Below are 19,892 nucleotides of genomic sequence, written 5' to 3'. Positions count from 1 at the left end.
CGACCTGCGTTGCTCGTGAGGGCAGGGTCACGAAGACGGACGGAGACGCCCGGCGTCGCCTTCGGTGAGCTCGGTCAGCACGTACGGGCGGGTGGGGTTCCAGCCGAGCTCGGTGACGGCGCGCCGACCGGAGACCACCTGGTGGAGGCCGAGGGCTTCGGCGAACGGGGCGCCGACCGCCTCGGCGGCCTGCTCGACGGGCCAGGGCTCGGCGCGGCCGGTGCCGCCGGCGGCGAGGTCCGCGGCCGCGGCGAGCGCGGCGACCGGGACGGCCTCGTGGGCCACGCCGTGCAGCAGGCTGCCTGCGTCGGCCTTGGTCACGGCCAGCACGAAGAGCTCGGCGAGGTCGTCCACGTGCACCATCGGCCAGCGGGTCGCCGGCGAGCCCACGTACCGGCCGGCGCCGTGCTCGCGGGCCCAACCGGTCATCAGGCCCGGTATGCCGCCGCCGTGGCCGTGGACGATGCCGGGCCGCACGACGACGGCGCGCACGTCGTTCCCGGCGGCGGCCAGCACCCGCTGTTCGATCCGCGGGCGGTAGCCGACGATGGCGATGGCGTCGGTGGGCGCGTCCTCGTCCACGGCGGTGTCGCCGGTGGCACCGAGCACCCACACGCCGCTGGTGTAGACGAAGGCCCGGCCGGTGCCCCGCAGCCGCTCGACGAGCGCGTCGACGGCCGCGGTGTCCACCGCCTCGTCGCCGGTGGGCGTGGCGAGGTTGACGACGGCGTCGATGTCCTCGGTGACGGCCGCCCGCAGCGAGGCGGGGTCGGCGAGGTCGCCGGTCCGCACCGACGCACCGGCCGGCAGTCGGCGCCCCTCCTTCGCGAAGTGGACCACCTGGTGGCCGTCCGCGGTGAGCTGCCGCACCACGGCCGATCCGATGTAGCCGGTGGAACCGAGCACGAGTACCTTCACGATCGATCTCCTTCGTGGGTGAAAACGTGTGAACGGTGGAAGAGCGGCCGAACTCCGTCAGTCCGCCGCTCGATCGGGCGGGGTGCGCACGTGCGGGTCCTCAGGGGTCGGAGGACGTCGGTGACGTGGTGCCGATGACCTGCGGCTGATCCTCCGGCCGCGCGCCCGCCCGCATCAACGCAAAGATCGGCAAGGTCCGATAACCCCGGGCTTATGGAAGGTGCCGGAGGCCTGCGGACCCGGCCGCGATAACCGGTGGGTTATGGCTCGGTCGCCATTACGCCGTTGATCACCCCGGCCGACGCGGCGCACGCTGGTCGGTGCCCGAACGGCGCGCGCCGTTCGCCGTCAGTCGTGGGCCCGCGCGGCCATCGGCGCCAGGACAGGACCCAGGTGAACGACAGGCTCGACATGACCGTGACCCGCACCGTGCACGACGCGCTGCGACGGGAGCTCCCCCACCTCGCCCATGCCGCCGCCCACCGGTGCTCCGTCTGCCGCGCCGACCCGCGGGAGACCGTCGGCTGGCACCTGCTCGTCACCGCCCTGGTCATCCACCAGGGCGCCGAGGAGGAGGCGCTGTGGCCGCCTCTTCGCCGTGCCTTGGCCGGGCGCCCGCTCGACCTGGCCAGGGTCGAGGCGATCGAGGTCGAGCACTGCGCGCTCACCGCCCTGGTCGACTCGATCGCCGGGGCACCGGCCGACCCCGACGACGGTCCCGGCAGCCTCCTCGACCTCATCACCTCCTTCGTCACCGGCCTTGAACGGCACCTCGACCACGAGGAGAGCGCTGTCCTCCCCCTGGTCCAGGCGTTCCTGAGCCAGGACCAGTGGGACGACTTCACCCGCGTCCACGCCCGCCGGATCGCCCCGGCCTCGCCGCTGCTGCTGCCCTGGCTGCTGGACGAGGCCGACGAACGGACCGTCACCGCGGTCCTGTCCGGACTCCTGCCGCGGTCGGCGTGGCACGGCTTCACCCACCGCTGGCGGCCCGCGTACGCGGAGCTGGACGTCTGGGACAGCCGCGGGGAGGCCTGCGCCCTCCTGGGGTGAGACGCATCCCCACAACCAGCCGACTGTCGAGGGCAGGTGTCGCGCCGTCAACTCGGGACCCCGCACCGTTCTCCGCCGTCCCGCTGTCGGCTGCCTCACCCTCCGGGACCCTCTTCCGGGCAGCGCCGCCTGCATATACTTCTGCGGCTCGACGGCCACAGGCAGTCGAAGAGAACACGGGGGCGGCATGGAACTGCGGGACATCGAGATCTTCCTGGCCCTGGCCGAGGAACTGCACTTCGGCCGGACCGCGGAACGGCTCCGCGTGTCCCAGGCGCGGGTCAGCCAGGCCATCAGGAAGCAGGAGCGCCGCCTGGGCGCCGCACTGTTCGACCGCACCAGCCGCACCGTGCGACTGACCGAGGTCGGCCGCCAGCTGCGCGACGACCTCCAACCGGTCTACGCGGGGCTGCACGAGTCCCTGGAACGGGCCCGCCTCGCCAGCCGCGGCATCACCGGTCGGCTGCGGGTCGGCATGATGCCGTTCAACCTCGTCGACCTGCACGTGTACTGGAAGGAGTTCCGCTCGCGGAACCCGCAGTGGGAGCTGGAGGTCCGTCAACTGGCCTACCCGGACCCGTTCGGCCGGCTGCGCAGCGGTGAGCTGGACGTCCTCGTCGTCTGGCTCCCCGTGGAGGAGCCCGACCTCACCGTCGGCCCCGCCCTGCTGACCGACGGCCGGATCCTCGCCGTCTCCGCCGACCACGAACTGGCCGGCCGGAGCTCGGTGAAGCTGGAGGTGTTCGCGGACTTCCAGCACACCATGCCGCCCTCCATCCCCGAGTACTGGGAAGAGCGCTACCTGCCCTTCCACACCCCCCGCGGCCGGGCCATCGAGCGGTGCATCCACGTGACCAACGCCGAGGACCTGATCAACCGGATCGGCATGGGCGACATCATCCACGGCTTCCCCAGCCACGTCACCCGCCACTGGGGCATGTCCAACATCAAGTGGATCCCCGTTCCCGACCTCGCGAGCCTCACCTACGTCCTCGTCTGGCGGACCGATGCCGAGAACGAACCCATCCGGGCCCTCGCCGCGACGGTCCGCGACCTCGGCGCGTACCGCTTCTGAGCGGCTCGGCCGCACCGGTGGTGTCCGGGTTGCGGGCCTCGCGGGCCCGGCGGTCACCGGGGGGTGGTGGGGGTGGGGGTGAAGGGGGCGCCGTGGCCGGGGACGATGAGGGCGGCGGTGGCGAGGACGCGTTCGCGGGAGGTCCGCAGGAGGTCGCGGTCGGGGGCCACCGGGTCGTCGGCCGGGCCGTCGGCGTGCCACCAGAGGTCGCCGGCGAAGGCGACGACGCCGGTGGGGGTGCCGGCGAGGAGGGTGATGTCCTCGGGGCTGTGGCCGGGGGTGCGGATGAGGCGGAGCGACGGGGTGAGTTCGTGGCCCTCGGCGTCGCGGTTGGTCCACTGGTCGCCCTGGTACTCCACCTTGTGGTCGTGGACGCGGGCGCGGGGGAAGAGGCCGGCGTTCACGGTGTTGTCGGGGTGGTGGTGGCTGAGGACGACGTCGGTGATGTCGTCGGGGGTGAGGCCGAGTTCGGCGAGCGGGCGGAGGATGTCGTCGCGGTCGGCGACCATGCCCGGGTCGAAGATCACATGCCGGTCGGCGTCGGTGACGTAGGAGACGGTGGCGGCGACGCCGGGACCGGTGGAGCCCACGTAGCCGGTGGTCAGGACGGTGAAGGTGGCGCTGCGGCGGAGCGGTGCGTCTGTCATGGCCTCAATCCTGCTGATCGGCGGGACCGTTCACGAGTGGCAGCGCTGCCGTCGATCGCAGGTTCCGTGCCAACACGGACCCGGCGGCGGGAACGACGCTCCGGTGGCGGGGTGGCCCGGCCCGCGCGAGTCGGCGCGGGCCGGTGCGGGGGTCGACGTGCGGGTCGGCCGTTACGGCGTGCCCGCGAAGGCGCGGCGGTAGGAGCGGGGCGGGACGCCGCGGCGGCGTACGAACTGCTCGCGCAGCACGGCCGCGCCGGCGTACCCGACCCGACGGGCGACCTCCTCGATGGGCAGGTCGGTGGTCTCCAGCAGTTCCTCGGCCCGGCTCAGCCGCAGGTTGCGCAGCCAGGCGTGCGGGGTGGTGCCGGTCGCGGTGGTGAAGCGGCGGGCGAAGGAGCGCTTGCTCATCAGGGCGCGACGGGCCAACTCGGCGACCGGCAGCGGCTCGTGGAGGTGTTCGCGGGCCCAGGCCAGGACGTCGGCCAGACCTTCGTCGCGGCCGTCCTCGGCGACGGGCGCGGCCAGGTACTGGGCCTGGCCGCCTTCGCGGTGGGAGGGCAGCACCATGTCCCGGGCGACGGCGTTGGCCATCGCGGCGCCGTGCTCGCGCCGGATCAGGTGCAGGCACAGGTCGAAGCCGGCGGCGGCGCCCGCGCCGGTCACGACGCTCCCCTCGTCGACGTAGAGCGCGTCCGACTCCACGGCCACCTCGGGGTGGCGCTCGGCGAGCAGGTCGGCGAACCGCCAGTGCGTGGTCGCCCGCCGCCCGTCGAGCAGCCCGGCGGCCGCCAGCGCGAACGTGCCGACGCAGTGCGCCGCGACCACCGCGCCGCGCCGGTGCGCGGAGCGCAGCGCGTCCAGGACGACCGGGGCGGGGGGCGTGCGGAACCCGGCGCCCGGCAGGGCGATCACCAGGTCGGCGGCGGCCAGCCGGTCCAGGCCGTGCGCGACCGACAGCGGCACACCGCAGTCGGTGCGCACCGGCCCGGGCCGCTGCGCGCACAGCGAGAAGTCGAACCCCGGCAGCGCCGCTCCGTGCGGGCCGAACACTTCGACGACGATGCCGACGGCGAGCATGCCGGCACCGGGCGGGACGTACGCGGCGACGGTCGTGAACGCGGGCATCCGCGCAGTCTCGCACACGCCGACCGCCCGCTGGAGCGGCGCTGCCGCGCCGACGGATCATCAGGACCCCGGGCGACAGGGAGCCGTCGGCCTTTCGGCGACGGCCGGCGTACGGAGGCGCCCAGTGCCTGCGGCGCCCTCGGCACGGCCCTGGCGCCGGCGAACGCGCCCTACGCGGTCACCGCCACCGTCGCCGGCATCGTCCCGGGCGTGTTGCTGCTCCTTGCCGTCGCCCGCCCCGTCCCCGTACCGGCCGGTCGCGCCGGTGCACGCGGCTGACGACCCGTCCGGTGATGCGGTGTTCACCGCCGCGTTCCCCGGCTTCGCCCTGGGCGACGGGTCGGCTGAGCCGGACGGCTCCGGCGGGCCGCGCCGACCGGCCGCGTTCCCCGGCCGACCCCGCTGCTCCCGCCGACCCCGCTGACCTGCGGTTGCGCCGGTAACGCGGCAGTAACACCCGCTGCCTAGAGTCCGGGGCAAGTGCTGCGGGGCCCGGCCGGAGGAGCCGTCGTTCCCGGCAGTGCCGCTCATCCTCGGGCGCGCCGACCGCGGACCCACCGGTCCCTCCGGTCGGTGCGCCCGTCGAGCAGCCCGACCGGCGGTGCGGAGCGGGGTCCTCTGTGGGGAGGGCTCCGCGTCCGGTCGCCGGTTGCCGGTGGGCCCGGGGCGGCGCACAGCACCGCGCCGACCGGGCCCCCGGGTCGTCCCGGGGCGGGTCACCGCACCCGGCGCATCCAGCCGTGGGTGTCGGGAACGCGGCCGAACTGGATGTCCAGCAGGTGCTCGCGCAGGGCCAGGGTGTGCTTGCCGGGCTGGCCGTCGCCGACCGTGAAGGAGTGTTCGGGGCTCTTGAGGGCGACGATCGGGGTGACGACCGCGGCCGTCCCGGCGGCGAACACCTCGGTGATCGTGCCGTCGGCGGCGCCCGTGCGCAGCTCCTCGAAGGTGACCGGACGCTCGACCGGGGTCAGTCCGAACTTCCCGGCCAGGGTCAGCACGGTGTCGCGGGTGACGCCCTCCAGGATCGTGCCGAGGCCGGGGGTGAGCAGTTCGCCGGAGGAGGTGACCAGGCACAGGTTCATCGTGCCGGACTCCTCCAGGCGGCCCTCGCCGCCCGTCCGGTCCAGGTAGAGCACCTGGTCGCAGCCGTGCTCCCGGGCCTCCAACTGCGCGGCCAGGCTGGCCGCGTAGTTGCCGCCGCACTTGGCGTCGCCGGTGCCGCCGGGCGCCGCCCGGGTGTAGGTGCTGCTGACCCACAGGGTGACCCCGGCGACGCCGGAGGCGAAGTAGGGGCCGGCCGGGCTGGCGATCACCGAGAAGACGCACCGCTCGGCGGGGCGCACCCCGAGGAAGGCCTCGGCGGCGAACATGAACGGGCGCAGGTACAGGCTCTCCTCGGTGGTCGGCACCGGCACCCACGCCTCGTCCGCCCGGACCAGCGCCTCGACGCCGGCCAGGAAGTCCGCCTCGTCCAGCACGGGCAGGGCCAGCCGGGCGGCGGAGCGCTGGAAGCGGCGGGCGTTGGCCTCCGGGCGGAACAGCCAGACGCTGCCGTCCGCGTGCCGGTACGCCTTCAGGCCCTCGAAGATCTCCTGCGCGTAGTGCAGCACGGCGGCGCTGGGGTGCAGCGAGAACGGCTCCAGCGCCCCGACCCGGGCCCCGTGCCAGCCCGCCTCGGGGGTCCACACCGCCGACGCCATGTGGTCGGTGAAGTACCGGCCGAACGCCGGGGCGGCCAGGATCGCCGCCCGCTCGGCCTCCGAGGCGGGGTGCGCACTGGGCTGCAGGGCAAAGTCGAGACTCACGGTCAACTCCTTCGGGTCAGCGCGAGCCGGGCGCCCATCCGGAGGCGGCCACCGCTCACCGGGACTGCGGACATGCTAACGCCGCGTCAGACGGGCCGGGCCGGGGCGGGCTACCCGGTGGGCAACTCCCTTGCACAGGACGGGAGTTGCCCACCGGAAGTGACCGTGGGCGGAGGGTCAGTGTGCCGCCGCGGGCTGCGGGGCGCGCTCGACGGCCTCGTCGCCCGCCTCCGCCGAGTAGTCGGCGCGGCTGGTCTCGTCGGCACCCTCGGGCGCCTTCAGGGCCCGCAGCACCAGGGTCAGGACCACGGCGACGAGCAGGTTCAGCGCGAACGCGGTCAGGCCGATGTAGCCGGTCTCGCCGATGCCGGGGATCACCTTGGTGTTGCCGCCGAAGTGCTTGGTGGCCTTGGAGGAGATGCCCCAGGCCGCCCACGTCCCGTAGACCATGCCGACCGCCCAGCCCGCCAGCAGCGCCCAGCGGTGGAACCAGCGGGTGAACAGGCCCGCGACCAGGGCGACCGCGGTCTGCAGGATCCACAGCCCGCCCAGCAGCTGCATGTTGATCGCGGCCTGCTTGTCCATCGTCAGCACGAACACCAGCGCGCCGACCTTCACCAGCAGCGAGGCGATCTTGGCGACCTTGGTCTCCTCTGCGGCGGTGGCGTCCGGCTTCAGGAACTCCTTGTAGACGTTGCGGGTGAACAGGTTCGCCGCCGCGATCGACATGATCGCCGCCGGGACGAGCGCGCCGATCCCGATCGCCGCGAACGCGACGCCGGTGAACCAGGACGGGAACATGTCGGCGAACAGCTGCGGCACCGCCAGCTGGCTGTTGTAGCCCTTGGCGCCCTTGCTGACCCCGGCCGCGATCGCCATGAAGCCCAGCAGCGCCAGCAGGCCCAGCATCAGCGAGTACGCGGGCATGATCGCCATGTTGCGGCGCACCGTGTTGCGCGACTTGGAGGCCAGCACGCCGGTCACCGAGTGCGGGTACATGAACAGCGCCAGCGCCGAACCGAACGCCAGCGTCGCGTACGCCCACTGGCCGCTCGGCCCGACCACCAGCGAGCCGCTGGGCTTGCCGTCCGCGCCGGGGGTGGCGAACTTGTGCTGCGCGGCGTCGAAGATGTGGCCGTAGCCGCCCAGCCGCATCGGGATGTAGATGACCGCGACCGCGATCACGATGTAGATCAGCGCGTCCTTGACGAACGCGATCAGCGCCGGGGCCCGCAGCCCCGCCGAGTAGGTGTACGCGGCCAGCACGCCGAAGGCGATGAACAGCGGCAGGTCCTGGACGAACCAGTTGCCGCTGCCGCCGACGCCCAGCACGTCCAGCACGGCCTGGATGCCGACCAGTTGCAGGGCGATGTACGGCATGGTGGCCAGGATGCCGGTCAGCGCCACCGCCACCGACAGGCCGCGCGAGCCGTACCGCCCGCGGATGAAGTCGGCCGGGGTGACGTAGCCGTGCACCCGGGAGACCGACCACAGCCGGGGCAGGAACAGGAACACCAGCGGGTACGCGATGATCGTGTACGGCACCGCGAAGAAGCCCATGGCACCGCCCGCGTAGACGGCGGCGGGCACCGCGATGAAGGTGTACGCGGTGTACAGGTCGCCGCCGAGCAGGAACCAGGTGATCCAGGTGCCGAAGCTCCGGCCGCCCAGGCCCCACTCGTGCAGGTGCGCGGCGTCGTCGGCGCGGCGCCAGCGGGAGGCCAGGAAGCCCATCACCGTCACCAGCGCGAAGAACAGCAGGAAGACCGTCATCGCGGTCCAGTCGACGTGCTTCACGCCCGGCCACCGTCCTTCGGGGCGGGCACGACGGGCGCGGCCGCGGTGGTGGGGGCGGAGGCGGCGGCCCGGCGGGCCGCCTCGTCCCGCCGGATCAGCAGGTAGGCGGCGCTGGTGAACAGCGCCGACAGCAGCACCCACAGCAGCTGGTACCAGTAGAAGAACGGCATCCCGCCGAGCTTCGGGGTGACCTTGCTGTAGGACGGCACCCACATCATCACCACGATCGGCACCAGCAGGCACAGCCCGGCCAGCACCCGGGCGGCGGAGGCCACGGGCGGTGCGCCCGGGACGGGGACTTGGGGGGACGGGGACGGCACGGGGCGGCTCCGGAGGATGACGGGGTGTCACCTCAGTGGCACCGCAACGCACGAGGCCGTGCGTCCGCCGAGCAGTGCCCTCGGTGATCGGGAGGACCCCGCGAGGTTAGGACAGGTCAGTGACCCCTGTCACTACCCTGTTCACCCAGCGATCACCGGACGCCCCGGCCGGGACGGACCCCTCCGGCCGGTCGACGGCCCGGTCGACCGCCCGGGGCGGGAGCGCGGCCGTGGGCATAATGACCGGCATGGGACGGACGGCGGTGCGGCCGGTGACGGCGTGGTGGGCGGCGGCGGGCGGCGGCCGGGGGAGCGCGCGGGGCGGGCCGGTCGGCGGGGCGGTGCCGGTCCTGCTCGCGGTGCTCGCGGCCGTCGCCTCGTTCGCCGAACTGGTCGCCGCCGACGGCTCGCTGCCGCGGCTCGCCGCCGAGCGGGCCCAGCAGACGGCCGGGAGCGGCCTCCTGGGCGTGCAACTGCTCTTCCTGCTCGGCCTGTTCGGCGCGGCCACCGCGCTGCCGCTGCTCCACCTGCGCCCCGCCGCGGCCGGACCGGCGGTCACCGCCGCCGTCCTCGGCACGCTCGGGGCCTTCCACACCGCCACCGCCGTCGGGATCGCCGCCCTCCTGCTCGCCCAGTACCGGCTGGGCCGCGCCGGCCGCACCCCGCTCGCGCTCGCACTCGCGCTGCCCTTCCCGGCCCTCGCGCTCGCCGCGGGCGCGGACGCCGGCACCGACCTGCGGGTGCGCCTCTGGCTGCTCGCCGCGCTCGCCCCCGTCGCCGCGGCGGCGGGCCTGCACCGCCGCTCCCGCGAGCAGCGCGCCGCGCACGAGCGGACCCGGACGCTCGCCCTCGGCGCCGTCGCGGAGAACGCCGTCCGGGCCGAACGGGCCAGGATCGCCCGGGAGCTGCACGACGTGGTGGCGCACCACGTGTCGATGATCGCGGTCCGGGCCGAGACCGCCCGGCTGGCCACCCCCGACCTGCCCGCGCAGGGCGCCGAACGGCTGCTGGAGATCGGCGACGCGGCCCGCGACGCGCTCGCCGAGATGCGCCGCCTGCTCGGCGTGCTGCGCGAGGACGGCCGGGCCGCGCCCGCCCGCGTCCCGCAGCCGGGGCTGGCCGACCTGGGCGAACTGCTGGCGCAGGCCCGCCGGGCGGCCGGGGGCGGCACCGTCCGCCTGGTGGTGCGCGGCACGCCCGCCCCGCTCGACCCCGGCACGGAACTCGCCGCCTACCGGATCGTCCAGGAGGCGCTGACCAACGCCCGCCGCCACGCCCCCGGCGCCGCCGTCGAGGTCGAACTGCACCACACCGCCACCGCCCTGGAGCTGCGGGTGCGCGACCACGGCCCCGGCCCGGGCGGCGGACCGCCCGACGGGCACGGCCTGACCGGCATGCGCGAGCGGGCCGCCGCGGTCGGCGGCACGCTGCGCACCGGCACCGGCCCGGGCGGCGGCTTCGCGGTCACGGCGCACCTCCCGCGCGGGGCGGCGCGGTGAACCCGGGGACCGGGCCCGGGCCGTCCCGGCCGATCCGGATCGTGGTCGCCGACGACCACCCCGTGGTCCGCTCCGCGTTCGCCACCCTGCTGGACGCCCAGCCCGACTTCACGGTCGTCCGCACCGCGGGCGACGGCACCGAGGCGGTGCTGGCCTGCCGGGAGGAGCGGCCCGACCTCGTCCTGATGGACATCCGGATGCCCGGCACCGACGGCATCGAGGCGACCCGCCAGGTCACCGCCGAGGGCCCGAACCCGCCCCGGGTGCTCATCCTCACCACCTTCGACCTCGACGAGTACGTCTACGACGCGCTGCGCGCCGGGGCCAGCGGCTTCCTGCTCAAGGAGTCCACCGCCGAGCGGCTCTTCGAGGCGGTCCGGGTGGTGGCCGCGGGCGACGCCCTGCTCGCCCCCGGCGTGACCCGCCGGCTGATCGCCGAGTTCGCCGCCACCCCGCCGCGCACCGGCCCGGGGGCGGACCCGCGCACCGGCCCGCGCCCGCACCCCGCCGCCGAGCGGCTGCGGACGCTCACCCCGCGCGAGACCGAGGTGCTGCTGCTGGTCGCCGAGGGCCTGTCCAACCCGGAGGTCGCCGCCCGCCTCACCGTCACCGAGGAGACGGTGAAGACCCACGTCAGCCGGATCCTGGCCAAACTCGGCCTGCGCGACCGCACCCAGGCCGTGGTGACGGCCTACGAGAGCGGGCTGGTGGTGCCCGGCGGCCGGGACCGGTAGCGGGGACGGCCCCGGGGAGCAGACTGGACGGGAGCGGACCGATGAGTTCGCCCGCCCCGGTCCGTCTGCACCTGGGACAGGACCACCCACCCCCTCCCCGGGAGCACACCATGGGCTTCATCGACATCGAGCTGTTCACCACCCTCGACCTGGTCGGGCAGGCGCCCGGCGGCCCCGAGGAGGACCCGGCGGACGACTTCGCCTTCGGCGGCTGGCAGGCCCCGCTGATCGACGAGGTCTCCGGGGCGCAGGTCGACGCCGCGTACGAGGGCACCGACGCGTTGCTGCTGGGGCGGCGGACGTACGACATCTTCGCCGCCTACTGGCCGAACGCCGGGGACAACCCCTTCGCCGAGCTGTTCAACCGCCTCCCGAAGTACGTCGCCTCGCGCGGGAAGCCCGAGCTGACCTGGGCCGGGTCCGAGCTGCTCGGGCCGGACCTGCCCGCCGCGGTGCGGGAGGTGCGCGAGCGGCACCAGCGGGTCAAGGTGGTCGGCAGCCTGGACCTGGTGCAGACCCTGCTGCGGGAGAAGCTGTTCGACCGGCTCGACCTGTGGGTGCACCCGATCGTCCTCGGCACCGGCAAGAAGGTGTTCGCCGAGGGGGCCGTCCCCACCAGCCTCGCGCTGCTCGAACCGCCCGCCGCCAGCCCGCGCGGCACCGTCCTGCTGCGCTACGGCCTGGTCGAGGGCGTCCCGCAGACCGGCGACATGAGCGAGCTCCAGGACTGAGACCCCCGCGGGCGGGACGCCGTAGCTCCTACGGGCCGCCGTAGCTCCTGCGGGGGACGGCGCCCGCCCGCGGGATCGCTCCCGGCCGTGACGACCCGGCGGGGGCCGGATTCCTACGCTCGACCACCATGGACCCGACCACCGCCGAGCGGCACACCAGCGAGCAGCACCCCCCGGAACGGCCCGGCGCCGACCCGGCCGGGACGATCCGCGTCACCGGCCTGCACAAGCGCTTCGGGGCGAACCCGGCCCTGGACGGCATGACCTTCACCGTCCGCCCCGGCCGGATCACCGGCTTCGTCGGCCCCAACGGCGCCGGGAAGTCCACCACCATGCGGGTGGTCCTCGGCCTCGACACCCCCGACGCGGGCACCGCCCTGGTCGGTGGCCGCCCCTACCGCAGCCTGCGGCGCCCCTTCACCCACCTCGGCGCGCTGCTCGACGCGGGCGCCCTGCAACCCGGCCGCACCGCCCGCAACCACCTGCTGTGGCTGGCCCGTTCGCAGGGCATCGACGCCCGGCGGGTCGACCGGGTGCTGGCCGCGGCGGGCCTGCGGGAGGTGGCCGGGCGCAAGGCCGGACAGTTCTCGCTCGGCATGCGCCAGCGCCTGGGCATCGCCGCGGCCCTGCTCGGAGACCCGCCCGCGCTGATGCTGGACGAGCCCTTCAACGGACTCGACCCCGAGGGCTTCCGGTGGATCCGCGCCCTGCTCGCCGAGCAGGCCGCCCGCGGCCGGGCGGTCCTGGTATCCAGCCACCTGATGGGCGAACTCCAGGACACCGCCGACCACTTGGTCGTCGTCGGCCGCGGCCGGGTGATCGCCGACACCACCGTCGCCGCCCTGCTGGCCACCGCCTCGCACGGCCGGGTCGCCCTGCGCACCGCCGCCCCCGACCGGGCGGTGCGGGCCCTGGCGGCCGACGGCGCCACCGTCAGCGCCACCGGCCCGGACGCCGTCACCGTCCACGGCCTGGAGCCCGAGCGGATCGTCGCGCTGCTCGCCGCCGCGGGCGTCCCGTTCGCGGAGGTCTCCGCGCACCGCGCCTCGCTGGAGGAGGCGTACCTCGAACTGACCCGGGACGCCGTCCAGTACCACGGCGGAGGTGCCGGATGAGGCCCCGACTGCCTTACGTGGCAAGCGAGTTCGGGCGGATGCTGCGCGCCGAGTGGACCAAGCTGCGCACTGTCCCCGGCTGGGTCGCCACCGTGGCGGGCGCCCTGCTGGCGGTCCTCGCCGTCGGCCTGGTCGGCACCGCCGCGACCAACCCGAACCCCGGCCGCACCGAACTGCCGGTCGGCCCCGGTGGGGAGGCCGTCAACGACAGCTTCTCCTTCGTCCACCGCGCCCTCTCCGGCGACGGCACCCTGACCGTCCCGGTGCTCGGCCTCACCAGCGTCAACGCCCAGGGCCCGCAGGGGAGTTCGCCCGGCCCGACGGCCGAGTGGGCGAAGGCCGGGATCATCGTCAAGGCCGGGCTCGACCAGGGCTCGACGTACGCGGCGGTCACCGCCACCGGGGACCACGGCGTGCGGTGGCAGTACGACTACACCCACGACGCGGCGGGCCGCCCCGGCCGCCCCACCGCGACCGCCCCGCAGTGGCTGCGGCTGACCCGCACCGGGGACACCGTGACCGGCTACGACTCCGCCGACGGCGAGCACTGGACCCGGATCGGCACCGCCCGGCTCCCCGGCCTGCCCCGCACCGCGCAGGTCGGCCTGTTCGCCACCTCCCCGGAACGCGCCGAGGACACCGGCACCGGCACCGGCCTTGCCCCCGCCGTCGCCACCGGCCGGTTCGGCCCGGCGGTGCTCTCCGGCGGCTGGGCCGCACCGGCCGGGGCCGACGGCGGTTCGGTCGGCGACGCTTCGGACGGCAGTGGTTCGGACGGCGGCGGCCCGGGCGGCGGCCCGGACGGTACGGGCGGGTGGACCGGCAGCCTGGTCGGCGCCGACGCGGGCACCTCCGGCAGCTACCTGCCGGGCGTCGCGGGCGGCTACACCCGGGAGGGCGCCGCCGGGTTCACCGTCACCGGCGCGGGCGACATCGCCGCGGTGGTCGGCGGCCCCGCGCTGGCCGGGGGACGGACGGTGGAGAACGCCCTGGTCGGCACCTTCGCCGGGCTGGCCGCCCTGGCCGTGGTCGCCACCGGCTGCGCCACCGCCGAGTACCGGCGCGGCCTGATCGCCCTCACCCTGGCCGCGAGCCCCCGCCGCGGCCTGCTCCCGGTCGCCAAGGCGCTGCTGCTCGCCGCCCTCGCCCTGCTGGTCGGCACGGCCGCCGCGGCGGTCGCCGTCCCGCTCGGCACCGCCTGGTCCACCGCGCACGGCTTCCCGGTGGCCGCCGTCCCCGGCGCCGTCGAACTGCGGGTGGTGCTCGGCACCGGCCTGCTGCTCGCGGCGTCCAGCGTGCTCGCCCTCGCGCTCGGCCTGCTGCTGCGGCGCGCCGCCCCGGCGATCGCCGCGGCCGTCGGGGGCCTGGTGCTGCCCTACCTGCTGGCCACCTCCGGCGCGCTGCCCGTCGGGGCGTCCGAGTGGCTGCTGCGGGTCACCCCGGCGGCCGGGTTCGCGATCCAGCAGAGCCTGCCCCGCCTCCCGCAGGTGTTCACCCTCTACACGCCCGCCTCCGGCTACTACCCGCTCTCCCCGTGGGCCGGGCTCGCCGTCCTGACCGCCTGGGCGGCGGTGGCCCTGCTCGCGGCCGTCGTCCTGATCCGCCGGAGGGACGCCTGATGCACCCGCCCGCCACCCCGCCCGCCCGTACCCCGCGCCGCGCCGCGCGCCTCGCCCTGGCCGCGGAGTGGACCAAGTTCCGCACCGACGCCACCCACGCCCGGCTGCTGCTCGGCCTGGTCCTGCTGACCGTCGCGGTCGGCGCGGCCACCGCCGCCACCACCACCTGCCCCGACCCCGGCTGCGGCGTCGACGCGCCCCGCACCGCGCTGACCGGCGTCCTGGTCGGCCAGGTCGCGGCGGTCGTGCTGGGCGTGCTGACCGCCGGGAGCGAGTACCACACCGGCATGATCCGGACGACCCTGGCCGCGGTGCCGAGCCGCTCCGCGGTGCTGGCGGCCAAGGCCCTGGTGCTGTCCGGCGCGGTCCTCGTCGCGGGGGCGGTCGCGGTGGCCGGTTCGCTGTTCGCCGCCCGGCTGCTGCTGCCCGGCAACGGGCTGACCCCCGCCAACGGCCACCCCGCGCTCTCCCTCGCCGACGGCCCCACCCTGCGGGCCGCCGTCGGCTCGGTGCTCTACCTGCTGCTGGTCGCGCTGCTGGGCCTCGGCGCCGTCACCGCGACCCGCAGCTCCGCGGCCGCCACCGGCGCCGTCCTCGGCCTGCTGTTCGTGCTGCCCGCGCTGGCCAGGGTGGTCGCCGACCCGGACTGGCAGCGCCACCTCCAGCAGGTCGCCCCGATGCCCGCCGGGCTCGCCGTCCAGGCCACCCTCGACACCGCCCGCCTCCCGATCGGCCCCTGGGCGGGCCTGGGCGTCCTCGCGCTGTGGGCCGCCGCCGCCCTCGCCCTCGGCCGCGCCGTCCTGCACGCGCGGGACGCCTGACGGCGCCGCGCCCGCCAGACCGCGGCAGCGTTGCGGTGAGGTAACGCTGCCGCGGACTCCCCTTGACCGGATGTCGGCCCGATTGCATACTCGCTTCCCAGCGGTTAATCGATTAAACGGAAACGATGCGAGGTGCGGACGGCCATGGCCCGGGTGCGGATGTCCGATGTCGCCGCCGCGGCGGGGGTGTCGACGGCGACGGTGTCGATGGTGCTCAGCGGAGCGGGCGGCGACCGGATCTCGGCCGCGACCCAGGCGAAGGTGCGGGAGGCGGCCGAGGCGATCGGCTACGCGCCCAACTCGGTGGCCCGTAGCCTGCGGACGCAGCGCACCCGGATGATCGGCCTGATCTCCGACAGCATCGCCACCACCCCCTTCGCGGGCCGGATGCTGGCGGGCGCCAACGACGCGGCCCGCGAGCACGGCCACCTGGTGGTGCTGGTGGACACCGACGGCGACCCGGCGCAGGAGCGGCAGGCGGTCGAGGCGCTGACCGGGCAGCGGGTCGACGCGATGGTCTACGCCCGGATGTGGCACCAGGTGGTGGACGCCCCGGCGGGCCTCGCCGAGGGCAGCGTCTTCCTGGACTGCCGCCCCGCGCACGGCAGTTGGCCCGCCGTGGTGCCGGACGACCGGGAGGGCGGGGTGGCGGCGACCCGGGAGCTGACCGCCGCCGGGCACCGGCGGATCGCCTACCTGGACGCCCCGGCGGGCGGCGTGGTGGCCTCGGCCCTGCGGTACGAGGGCTACCGGCAGGTGCTGGACGAGGCGGGCATCGCCCCCGACCCGGCGCTGCACGTGCGCGGCGAGACCGACGCGGGCGGGGGGAGGGCCGCCGCCGAGGAGCTGCTCGACCTGCCCGCCGACCGGCGTCCGACCGCCCTGTTCTGCTTCAACGACCGGATGGCGATGGGCGCCTACACCGCGGCCCACCGCCGGGGCCTGCGCATCCCGGAGGACCTGTCGGTGGTCGGCTACGACGACCAGCAGCTGATCGCCGCCGAACTCGACCCGCCGCTGACCACCGTCGCCCTGCCGCACTACGAGATGGGGCGCTGGGCGATGGAGGTGGCGCTCGGGGAGCGGACGGCCGACCCGGCCGAACCGCACCGGATGCCGTGCCCGGTCATCCGCCGGGAATCCGTGGGTCCGCCGCCGCCCGCGCGGGCGAGCCGGTAACGGCGGCGGACTCCTCGTCCGTACGTCCGGTCGCGGCAGTTGGCGCTGCCGTCCGGCCGGTGCAACCACACGGCAGTTGGCGCTGCCGTTCACTCGGGGCCGACTTGGCGGTCGGCCCCCGGAAAGGGACCCCCTGTGCGCAATCCCCTCGCGATGGTAGCAGCGGCGAGCCTGCTCGGTACGGTCGCGCTGACCGGCTGTGCCAAGGCCAGCCACGACGGCGCCTCCGCCGACGGCGGCGGCCCGACCAAGATCACCATGTGGACCCACTCCGCGGGCAACCCCGGCGAACTGGCCGTCTACCGGCGGATCATCGACGACTTCAACGCCTCGCAGGGCGAGTACCAGATCGTCCAGCAGAACTTCCCGCAGGGCTCGTACAACGACGCGGTCACCGCGGCCGCCGCCGCCCGCAAGCTGCCCTGCCTGATCGACATGGACGGCCCGATCATGCCCAACTGGGCGTGGGCCGGCTACCTGCAGCCGCTCGACCTGCCCGCGAGCCTCACCGACTTGCTGCTGCCGACCGCCGTCGGGACGTACCGGGGGAAGGTCCACTCGGCGGGCTACTGGGACGCGGCGCTGTCGCTCTTCGCCCGCAAGTCGGTGCTGGAGAAGAACGGCATCCGCATCCCGACCGTCGAACACCCGTGGACCCTGGCCGAGTTCGACGCCGCGGTGGGCAAGCTGAATGACTCCGGCTACAAGACCCCGCTGGACCTGGGCGCGGCCGACAAGGGCGAGTGGTGGTCCTACGCCTACTCTCCGATGCTGCAGAGCGCCGGGGGCGACGAGATCGACCGCAGCGGCATGAGGACCGCCCAGGGCGCCCTGAACGGGCCGGACGCGGTGGCCTTCTTCAGCTGGTTCCAGAAGGCGTTCAAGGAGGGCTGGGCGAACAGCGACGGCCCGGTCGGCAACCAGAACTTCATCGACGACAAGGTCGCGCTCAGCTACACCGGCGTGTGGAACGCCAAGGACGCCCTGGACAAGGTCGGCTCCGACCTGCTGATCCTCCCGCCGGTGGACTTCGGCAAGGGCCCGAAGATCGGCGGCGGCTCCTGGCAGTGGGGCATCTCGGCGGGCTGCGGCAAGGCGCAGTCCGAGGGCGCCCGCAAGTACCTGGAGTTCAGCTTCCAGGACAAGTACCTCACCGCGTTCTCCGACAGCCAGGTGGTCATCCCCGCCACCGCGGGCGCCACCGCCGCCTCCAAGTACTTCGGCCCGGACGGCGCGCTGCGCCAGTTCGCCGTGCTGTCGCAGAAGTTCGCGCTGGCCCGGCCCGCCACCCCCGGCTACCCGGTGGTCTCCACCAGCTTCGAGAAGGCCGCCAAGGACATCATGAACGGCGCCGACGTCAAGCCCGCGCTGGACGCCGCCGTGCAGGCGATCGACAGCGACATCAAGTCGAACAACGGCTACGGCAACTGACGCAGCGGCGAACGGCGACCGGGCGGGGCGTGCCACCGCCCGGCCGCCGGAAAGGTGTGACCCCATGACGGCGACCTTCCGCCTCGACCCCCCGGCCGACCCCGGCCCCGGCCCCGACGAACCCCGGCCCGCCCCCGCGGCCACCGAGGCCCGTCCCGCCGCCCGCCGCAGCGAGGCCCGCCCCCGCTCGGCCCGCCGCAGCGAGGCCCGGGCCGGTCTGGCGATGGCCTCCCCGGCGATCCTGCTGCTGCTGGCCTTCCTGATCGTGCCGGTGCTGCTGGGCTTCGTCCTGTCCTTCACCAACGCCCGGCTGGTCTCCCCGGAGCCGCTGCGCTTCGTCGGCCTCGACAACTTCGTCCGCGCGTTCACCGTCGACCCGACCTTCTTCCGGTCGATGGTCAACACCTTCGCCTTCGCGGCGGTGGTGGTACCGGTGCAGGCCGGGTTCGGCCTGCTCCTCGCGCTGCTGGTCAACCAGAGGATCCGCGGCGTCACCGCGTTCCGGGTGATCTTCTTCATCCCGGTCGTGACCTCGATCGTCGTGGTCTCGATCCTGTGGAAGTTCATGTACCAGCCGAGCGGCGTGATCAACTCCTTCATCGACTCGGTCACCCTCGGCGCCTGGCAGGGCACCGCCTGGCTGAACAACCCGAGCACCGCGCTGTTCGCGATCATCGTGCTGTCCGTCTGGCAGGCCGTCGGCTTCCACATGCTGATCTGGCTCTCCGGCCTGCAGACCATCCCGGAGGAGCTCTACGAGGCCGCCCGGATGGACGGCGCCGGTGCCTGGCGCCAGTTCAAGGACGTCACCTGGCCGTGCCTGCGCCCGACCAGGATCTTCGTCCTGATCACCATCACCATCGCCGCGCTCGGCCTGTTCGTGCAGATCGACGTGATGACCCAGGGCGGCCCGGTCGACTCCACCTCGACGCTGGTCTACCACGCGGTGCTCACCGGCTACCGCCAGCAGCAGATCGGGTACGGCTCGGCCCTGTCGCTGGTCTTCTTCGTGATCGTGCTCGTCATCGCGCTGGTCCAGCGCCACCTCACCCGCGACAAGGACTGACCCATGGCCGAGACCGCACGCGCCCCGCGGGCGCGCACCGAGACGAGCGAGCAGCAGCTGCGCCGGCGCCGCCGGGCGTGGTCCTACCTGGTGCTGGTCGGGCTGTCGGTGTTCTTCCTGTTCCCGCTGGTGTTCATGTTCGTCTCCAGCCTCAAGCCGGACGGGCAGCTGCTCTCCGACATCGGCGGCTGGCGGGCCTTCCTCCCGGTCGGCGACATCAGCCTGCACAACTACGGCGCGGTCTTCGACCGGGTGCCGGTCGGTCGGTTCCTGCTGAACTCGCTGTTCGTGACGGTGGCGATCGTCGGCCTCGGACTGGTCGTCAACTCGATGGCGGGCTTCGCCCTGTCCCGGATGCGCTGGCGCGGCCGCGGCCTGGTCATGAGCGTCGTCATCGCGACCCTGATCGTCCCGTTCGAGACCATCGCGGTGTCGCTGGTGTACTGGGTCGCGCACCTGCCGATCCTGTTCCTCCAGGACGGCACCCTGGTGTGGGACACCGGCTGGCTCGACGGCTACCAGGTGCAGATCGTCCCGTTCGTCGCGAACGCCTTCTCGATCTTCCTGTTCAGCCAGTACTTCTCCACCATCCCGACCTCGCTCGACGAGGCCGCCCGGATCGACGGCGCGGGCTGGTTCACCATCTACCGCAGGATCGTCGTCCCGCTGTCCGGACCGGCCTTCGCCACCGTGGCGATCCTGACCTTCCTGCCCGCCTGGAACCAGTACCTGTGGCCGACCATGGTGGTCCAGGACGAGAAGCTGCGCCCCGTCATGGTCGGCATGCAGTACTTCTTCCAGGACAACCCGGCCTGGGGCGAGGTCATGGCCTACACCTCGATGATCACCCTGCCGGTGCTGGTGGTCTTCCTCGCCTTCCAGCGCTCCTTCGTCAGCAGCGTCGCCGCGAGCGGCGTCAAGGGCTGACGCCCCCTCCTGCCCCCTCCCTCCGCA

18 protein-coding genes are annotated in these 19,892 nt (G+C 74.5%); 12 read left to right on the top strand and 6 right to left on the bottom strand.

The window, feature by feature from the left end:
• Positions 1–27: 27 nt before the first annotated feature.
• On the bottom strand, positions 28–918 hold the full coding sequence (locus ACFY00_RS31160) for an NAD-dependent epimerase/dehydratase family protein (RefSeq protein ID WP_388035617.1): 891 nt from the start codon (positions 916–918) through the stop codon (positions 28–30).
• A 393-nt stretch (positions 919–1,311) separates the two neighbouring features.
• Here ACFY00_RS31160 and ACFY00_RS31155 point away from each other — a divergent pair, with 393 nt between their 5' ends.
• Together ACFY00_RS31155 and ACFY00_RS31150 are read left to right on the top strand one after the other, a co-directional pair.
• Positions 1,312–1,971, top strand: a complete 660-nt coding sequence (locus ACFY00_RS31155) for a hemerythrin domain-containing protein (RefSeq protein WP_388035615.1) — start codon at positions 1,312–1,314, stop codon at positions 1,969–1,971.
• A gap of 187 nt (positions 1,972–2,158) precedes the next feature.
• The gene (locus ACFY00_RS31150) at positions 2,159–3,046 is read left to right on the top strand and encodes a LysR family transcriptional regulator (RefSeq protein WP_388035613.1); all 888 of its coding nucleotides are present in this window, start codon (positions 2,159–2,161) and stop codon (positions 3,044–3,046) included.
• Between the two features lie 53 nt (positions 3,047–3,099).
• Here the strand turns inward: ACFY00_RS31150 and ACFY00_RS31145 are convergent, their stop codons facing one another.
• The 5 genes from ACFY00_RS31145 to ACFY00_RS31125 all read right to left on the bottom strand — a co-directional run bounded on the left by ACFY00_RS31145 (position 3,100) and on the right by ACFY00_RS31125 (position 8,698).
• On the bottom strand, positions 3,100–3,693 hold the full coding sequence (locus ACFY00_RS31145; protein WP_388035611.1) for an MBL fold metallo-hydrolase: 594 nt from the start codon (positions 3,691–3,693) through the stop codon (positions 3,100–3,102).
• Between the two features lie 171 nt (positions 3,694–3,864).
• Positions 3,865–4,821, bottom strand: coding sequence for a GlxA family transcriptional regulator (locus ACFY00_RS31140; RefSeq protein WP_388035608.1), 957 nt, complete (start codon positions 4,819–4,821; stop codon positions 3,865–3,867).
• 716 nt (positions 4,822–5,537) lie between these two features.
• Complete coding sequence (locus tag ACFY00_RS31135; RefSeq protein ID WP_388035607.1) at positions 5,538–6,626, bottom strand: branched-chain amino acid aminotransferase; 1,089 nt, start codon at positions 6,624–6,626, stop codon at positions 5,538–5,540.
• 177 nt (positions 6,627–6,803) lie between these two features.
• On the bottom strand, positions 6,804–8,399 hold the full coding sequence (gene mctP, locus ACFY00_RS31130; RefSeq protein WP_388035653.1) for a monocarboxylate uptake permease MctP: 1,596 nt from the start codon (positions 8,397–8,399) through the stop codon (positions 6,804–6,806).
• 20 nt (positions 8,400–8,419) lie between these two features.
• Positions 8,420–8,698: a DUF3311 domain-containing protein gene (locus tag ACFY00_RS31125; protein WP_388035604.1), complete on the bottom strand. Its 279-nt coding sequence runs from the start codon at positions 8,696–8,698 to the stop codon at positions 8,420–8,422.
• Between the two features lie 293 nt (positions 8,699–8,991).
• Here ACFY00_RS31125 and ACFY00_RS31120 point away from each other — a divergent pair, with 293 nt between their 5' ends.
• From ACFY00_RS31120 to ACFY00_RS31075, 10 genes are all read left to right on the top strand, one after another.
• Positions 8,992–10,242: a sensor histidine kinase gene (locus tag ACFY00_RS31120; protein ID WP_388035601.1), complete on the top strand. Its 1,251-nt coding sequence runs from the start codon at positions 8,992–8,994 to the stop codon at positions 10,240–10,242.
• On the top strand, positions 10,239–10,976 hold the full coding sequence (locus tag ACFY00_RS31115) for a response regulator (protein WP_388035598.1): 738 nt from the start codon (positions 10,239–10,241) through the stop codon (positions 10,974–10,976). The genes ACFY00_RS31120 and ACFY00_RS31115 overlap by 4 nt, the downstream gene beginning before the upstream one ends.
• Positions 10,977–11,086: 110 nt before the next feature.
• Complete coding sequence (locus ACFY00_RS31110; protein WP_388035595.1) at positions 11,087–11,707, top strand: dihydrofolate reductase family protein; 621 nt, start codon at positions 11,087–11,089, stop codon at positions 11,705–11,707.
• 260 nt (positions 11,708–11,967) lie between these two features.
• A complete protein-coding gene (locus tag ACFY00_RS31105) occupies positions 11,968–12,822 on the top strand; it encodes an ATP-binding cassette domain-containing protein (RefSeq protein ID WP_388035650.1) in 855 nt (284 codons plus the stop codon).
• Between the two features lie 17 nt (positions 12,823–12,839).
• On the top strand, positions 12,840–14,441 hold the full coding sequence (locus tag ACFY00_RS31100; protein WP_388035593.1) for a hypothetical protein: 1,602 nt from the start codon (positions 12,840–12,842) through the stop codon (positions 14,439–14,441).
• Complete coding sequence (locus ACFY00_RS31095) at positions 14,441–15,262, top strand: ABC transporter permease (protein WP_388035591.1); 822 nt, start codon at positions 14,441–14,443, stop codon at positions 15,260–15,262. The genes ACFY00_RS31100 and ACFY00_RS31095 overlap by 1 nt, the downstream gene beginning before the upstream one ends.
• 159 nt (positions 15,263–15,421) lie before the next feature.
• Positions 15,422–16,441 carry a LacI family DNA-binding transcriptional regulator gene (locus tag ACFY00_RS31090; RefSeq protein WP_388035589.1) on the top strand — a complete coding sequence of 340 codons (1,020 nt, stop codon included), beginning with the start codon at positions 15,422–15,424 and terminating at the stop codon, positions 16,439–16,441.
• A 153-nt stretch (positions 16,442–16,594) separates the two neighbouring features.
• Positions 16,595–17,872 (top strand): extracellular solute-binding protein, encoded by a 1,278-nt coding sequence (locus ACFY00_RS31085; RefSeq protein ID WP_388035587.1) that lies wholly within the window; start codon positions 16,595–16,597, stop codon positions 17,870–17,872.
• Positions 17,873–17,936: 64 nt separating this feature from the next.
• Positions 17,937–18,938 carry a carbohydrate ABC transporter permease gene (locus tag ACFY00_RS31080; protein WP_388035585.1) on the top strand — a complete coding sequence of 334 codons (1,002 nt, stop codon included), beginning with the start codon at positions 17,937–17,939 and terminating at the stop codon, positions 18,936–18,938.
• A 3-nt stretch (positions 18,939–18,941) separates the two neighbouring features.
• Positions 18,942–19,865 (top strand): carbohydrate ABC transporter permease, encoded by a 924-nt coding sequence (locus ACFY00_RS31075; protein WP_388035582.1) that lies wholly within the window; start codon positions 18,942–18,944, stop codon positions 19,863–19,865.
• The last annotated feature ends 27 nt before the right edge of the window (positions 19,866–19,892 follow it).

Source organism: Kitasatospora sp. NPDC001540, from assembly GCF_042894345.1.
In the GTDB taxonomy this organism is placed as follows: Bacteria; Actinomycetota; Actinomycetes; order Streptomycetales; family Streptomycetaceae; genus Kitasatospora; species Kitasatospora phosalacinea_C.
Note: the sequence above shows the minus strand (reverse complement) of the source record. Positions and strands in the feature narration are given on the sequence as shown.

Bases quoted from the DNA above. Each gene is read 5' to 3' on its own strand.
- ACFY00_RS31150 (WP_388035613.1), top strand. From the start codon at position 2,159: ATGGAACTGCGGGACATCGAGATCTTCCTGGCCCTGGCCGAGGAACTG.
- ACFY00_RS31145 (WP_388035611.1), bottom strand. From the start codon at position 3,693: ATGACAGACGCACCGCTCCGCCGCAGCGCCACCTTCACCGTCCTGACC.
- ACFY00_RS31140 (WP_388035608.1), bottom strand. From the start codon at position 4,821: ATGCCCGCGTTCACGACCGTCGCCGCGTACGTCCCGCCCGGTGCCGGC.
- mctP (WP_388035653.1), bottom strand. From the start codon at position 8,399: ATGACGGTCTTCCTGCTGTTCTTCGCGCTGGTGACGGTGATGGGCTTC.
- ACFY00_RS31120 (WP_388035601.1), top strand. From the start codon at position 8,992: ATGGGACGGACGGCGGTGCGGCCGGTGACGGCGTGGTGGGCGGCGGCG.
- ACFY00_RS31110 (WP_388035595.1), top strand. From the start codon at position 11,087: ATGGGCTTCATCGACATCGAGCTGTTCACCACCCTCGACCTGGTCGGG.
- ACFY00_RS31105 (WP_388035650.1), top strand. From the start codon at position 11,968: ATGACCTTCACCGTCCGCCCCGGCCGGATCACCGGCTTCGTCGGCCCC.
- ACFY00_RS31095 (WP_388035591.1), top strand. From the start codon at position 14,441: ATGCACCCGCCCGCCACCCCGCCCGCCCGTACCCCGCGCCGCGCCGCG.
- ACFY00_RS31090 (WP_388035589.1), top strand. From the start codon at position 15,422: ATGTCCGATGTCGCCGCCGCGGCGGGGGTGTCGACGGCGACGGTGTCG.
- ACFY00_RS31085 (WP_388035587.1), top strand. From the start codon at position 16,595: ATGGTAGCAGCGGCGAGCCTGCTCGGTACGGTCGCGCTGACCGGCTGT.
- ACFY00_RS31080 (WP_388035585.1), top strand. From the start codon at position 17,937: ATGACGGCGACCTTCCGCCTCGACCCCCCGGCCGACCCCGGCCCCGGC.
- ACFY00_RS31075 (WP_388035582.1), top strand. From the start codon at position 18,942: ATGGCCGAGACCGCACGCGCCCCGCGGGCGCGCACCGAGACGAGCGAG.